The organism is Bradyrhizobium sp. Leo170 (assembly GCF_004296405.1).
Taxonomy (GTDB): domain Bacteria; phylum Pseudomonadota; class Alphaproteobacteria; order Rhizobiales; family Xanthobacteraceae; genus Bradyrhizobium.
Window position 1 is genome coordinate 1 of record NZ_PSRR01000835.1, and the last position, 623, is coordinate 623.

At 63.7% G+C, this 623-nt stretch carries 1 protein-coding gene; it reads right to left on the minus strand.

Translation table 11 applies throughout. The features are described 5' to 3' along the window. Window positions 1-623, minus strand: a 623-nt coding sequence (locus CWO89_RS44990; protein WP_130584473.1) for a DUF4082 domain-containing protein, incomplete at both ends; no start/stop codon positions are given.

A 623-nucleotide genomic window follows, 5' to 3' on the forward strand; every position in this document is an offset into this window, starting at 1 on the left:
ACTCTGGTTGGGGGTCTGGGTCACCAGCACCGGCGGCGTGTCGGTCGTCGAGCCAGGCGAGAACACCACGTCGGCGTAGTAGTTGGACGCGCTGAAGCTGCTGGTCGGGAAGATGCCGGCGGTGCTGGTGCCGCCATAGGAGTAAACCCCGTTGCCGCCGGACGAGGCGGAAGAGGGCGCCGTCAGCGCGCCGCTCGATACGGCGTTGGTGAAGAAATTGCTGGTGGCTGCATACGCGCCGTTCGTGTGATAGGACGCGACATAGGTGGTGTTGGCGGTGATTGAGATTGGCGTCGCCAAGGTCACGGTCTGCCAGCCGCTTGCGGTGGTGTTGGTGAAGGTGGCGCTGGCAAGCTTGGTGCCGGTCGAGGTCCACAGGTCGAGAAGATCGGAGCCGGTATCGCCGGGACTGCGGTAGAACTTGAGCGCGGTGATCTGGCCGGCAGTGGACGAGGTGAACTTCACCCCGACCTCGAGCGCGGAGCCATCATTCAAACTGGTCTGCGTCGGGGTGTTCGATGCGGTGAACAGGCTCACCGTCGCGGACGTCGTGGTCACGGCGATATTAAAGGTCTCACTGGCAGAAAGGCCGGCAGGATCGGTGGCCGAAACCTGGACGGCAA